Genomic DNA, 3,120 nt, shown 5'->3' on the forward strand with positions numbered 1-3,120 from the left:
CGCGCCGCACACGCACCGGGGCGGCGCGGGAGCGCCGGGCGGGTCAAGGAGTGCCGGGCGGGTCAGGGAGCGCCGGGCGGCCGTCCCGGCGCGGTGAGCACGTTCTCGCCGATCCGCCCCGCGAGGTAGTCCTCGACGTTGTGCACGGTGGTGCTGATGATCTCGCCGACCGCTTCCCGCGTGTAGTACGCCTGGTGGGAGCTGACCAGCACGTTGCCGAACGACATCAGGCGCACCAGCGTGTCGTCGGCGATGACGTCCAGGGACTTGTCCTGGTAGAACAGGCCCGCCTCCGCCTCGTAGACGTCGAGGCCGACCCCGGCGAACCGGCCCGCCTTGAGTTCGTCCACCAGGGCGTCGGCGTCCACCAGCCCACCGCGGCTGGAGTTGACCAGGATGGCGTCGTCCTTCATCGACCGCAGCGCCTCCCGGCCGACGAGGTGGTGGGTCTGCGGGAGCAGCGGCACGTGCAGGCTGACCAGGTCGGACCGGGTGAGCAGCGTGGGCAGGTCGGTGTACTCCATGCCCAGTGCGCGGCAGGCGGGGTTCTCCGCGATGTCCCAGCCGAGCAGGCGCATGCCGAACCCGTGGGCGATCCGGGTGAAGGCCTCACCGATCTTGCCGGTGCCGACCACCCCGACCGTGCGGCCGTGCATGTCCCGGCCCAGCAGCCCGTCCAGCCGGAAGTCGAACTCGCGGGTGCGCCGGGCCGCCCGCACGATCCTGCGGTTGACGGCCATCGCCAGCGTCCAGGCGAACTCGGCGACCGAGTAGGGCGAGTAGTGCGAGACGCGGGCCACGGTGAACCCCAGCTCGGCCGCCGCGTCCAGGTCGATGTTGTTGAAGCCGGTGGCCCGCTGAGCGATCATCCGGGTGCCGCCCGCGGCGAGCGTGCGCAGCACGTGGGCGTCGAGTTCGGCGTTCACGCTGACGCTGACGATCTCGTGCCCCGCCGCGATCGGCGCGGTGTCGCCGTTCATGAACACGTCGAGGCATCTGACCTGGTACCGGTCGGTGAAGGCCCGCTCGATCAGCGGCTTCTCGTCGGCCTGGACTCCGAAAGCGAGGATCTGCATAGCGCGAATATAGGTCCTCGGCCCCGGCACGCCGGCGGTCAGCCGTCAGCCGAAGAAGATCTCGTTCTCCGCGTAGCGGTCGGCGTCGACGCGCTTGGGTTCGGCGACGGCTTCGGTGAGCCGGGTGCGTACGACGTCGGTGCCGCGCAGGCCGACCATGGCTCCCCAGTCGCGGGCGTGCACCGCGTCGACCGCGTGCAGGCCGAATCGGGTGGCGAGCCAGCGGTCCTGGGGGCTCGGTGTGCCGCCGCGCTGGATGTGGCCCAGCACGGTGGTGCGGGCCTCGTGGCCGGTGCGGTGCTCGATCTCGCTGCCCAGCCACTCCCCGATCCCGGACAGCCCTTCCAGCGCCACGGCTTCCTCCTTGGGCAGCGCGCTGTCGGTGACCACCACGATCGGCGAGTAGGTGGCGCGGAAGCGGGACGTCACCCGGGCGCAGACCTCGTCCAGGTCGAACGGCCGCTCCGGGATGAGCACGCAGTTGGCGCCGCCGGCCAGGCCGGCGTGCACGGCGATCCAGCCGGTGCTGCGGCCCATCACCTCGACGACCAGGACCCGCTTGTGCGACTCGGCGGTGGTGTGCAGCCGGTCGATGGTCTCGGTGGCGACGTTCACCGCCGTGTCGAAACCGATGGTGTAGTCGGTCCCGTTGATGTCGTTGTCGATGGTCTTGGGCACGCCGACGCAGGGAATGCCGTGCTCGTCGGCGAGGACCGCGGCGGCGGTCAGCGTGTTGATGCCGCCGATCACCACCAGCCCGTCGAGCCGGTGGGCGGCGAGGGTCCGGCGGATGCGGTCCGGGCCGTCCGAGGCGGCGAGCGGGTCGGTGCGGGAGGAGCCGAGGATCGTGCCGCCCTGGGGCAGCGTGCCGCGCACCGCCGGGATGTCCAGCGGCACGGTGTCGTCCTCGACGACACCCCGCCAGCCGTCCCGGAACCCGACGAAGCCGTCGCCGTACTCCTGCACGCCCTTGCGCACCATGGCGCGGATGGCCGCGTTCAGTCCCGGGCAGTCGCTGCCGCCGGTGAGTACTCCGATCCGCATGCCGTGTGCCTCTCTCCGCTTCGCCTGCTGTGATCGTCCACCGCCACGGTACGACAGCCGCGGTCAGCCGTCGTCCAGGCCGCGCTCTATCGCGTAGCGGACCAACTCGACGCGGTTGTGCAACTGGAGCTTGCCGAGGGTGTTCTGCACGTGGTTCTGCACGGTGCGGTGGGAGATCACCAGGCGTTCGGCGATCTGCTTGTACGAGAGCCCCTTCGCCACCAGGCGCAGCACCTCCGTCTCCCGTTCGGTCAGTTGCGGTGCGGCCGGCCCGCCGGGGCCGGCAGGCGCCGTCTCGCCGGCCAGCCGCCGGTACTCGCCCAGCACCAGCCCGGCCAGGCCGGGGGTGAAGACGGCGTCGCCGGCCGCCGTGCGCCGGACGGCGTCGACGAGCTCCTCGGTGCTGGCCGACTTGATGAGGTAGCCCGTCGCCCCGGACTTGACCGCCTCCAGCACGTCGGCGTGCTCGCCGCTGGCCGAGAGCACCAGCACCCGCAGCGTCGAACCCTCCCCCACCAGGCGCTTGCACACCTCCACGCCCGGCAGCCCGGGCAGGTTCAGGTCCAGCACCAGCACGTCGGGGCGGGCCGCCTCGGCGCGGCGGACGGCCTGCGGGCCGTCCCCGGCGGTGGCCACCACCTCGAACCCGGCCTCCGCCAGGTCACGGGCGACGGCGTCCCGCCACATCGGATGGTCGTCGACGACCATCACCTTCACGGTCGGCGTCTCAGTCATGCCTGGGCACCCTCAACTCGACTTCGGTGCCCTGACCGGGCACCGACACCAGCTGGGCGCTGCCGCCCAGTTCCTCCAGCCGTCCGCGGATGGACAGCGAGACCCCCATGCGTCCCTCGGCCTCCGCGGCGGCCAGCCGGCCGGGGGGAATGCCGGGGCCGTCGTCGCGGACGGAGACCAGGACGGCGTCACCCTCGTCCTCCAGCAGGATCCAGGCGCGGGCGCCCTCCCCGGCGTGCGCGCGCACGTTGTCCAGCGCGGCGCC

Annotated in this window: 4 protein-coding genes; all 4 read right to left on the reverse strand. The window is 72.3% G+C overall.

The window, feature by feature from the left end; translation table 11 throughout:
* Nucleotides 1–62 precede the first annotated feature (62 nt).
* Nucleotides 63–1,076 carry a 2-hydroxyacid dehydrogenase gene (locus tag ACYVE9_RS20685; RefSeq protein ID WP_461029385.1) on the reverse strand — a complete coding sequence of 338 codons (1,014 nt, stop codon included), beginning with the start codon at nucleotides 1,074–1,076 and terminating at the stop codon, nucleotides 63–65.
* 45 nt (nucleotides 1,077–1,121) lie between these two features.
* On the reverse strand, nucleotides 1,122–2,120 hold the full coding sequence (locus ACYVE9_RS20690) for an ATP-dependent 6-phosphofructokinase (RefSeq protein WP_461029386.1): 999 nt from the start codon (nucleotides 2,118–2,120) through the stop codon (nucleotides 1,122–1,124).
* A 63-nt stretch (nucleotides 2,121–2,183) separates the two neighbouring features.
* The gene (locus ACYVE9_RS20695) at nucleotides 2,184–2,855 is read right to left on the reverse strand and encodes a response regulator (RefSeq protein ID WP_461029387.1); all 672 of its coding nucleotides are present in this window, start codon (nucleotides 2,853–2,855) and stop codon (nucleotides 2,184–2,186) included.
* Nucleotides 2,848–3,120: ATP-binding protein (locus tag ACYVE9_RS20700; RefSeq protein WP_461029388.1), on the reverse strand; the 273-nt coding region annotated here is incomplete at its 5' end. The genes ACYVE9_RS20700 and ACYVE9_RS20695, both read right to left, overlap by 8 nt.

It is taken from the genome of Streptomyces sparsus, from assembly GCF_054776295.1.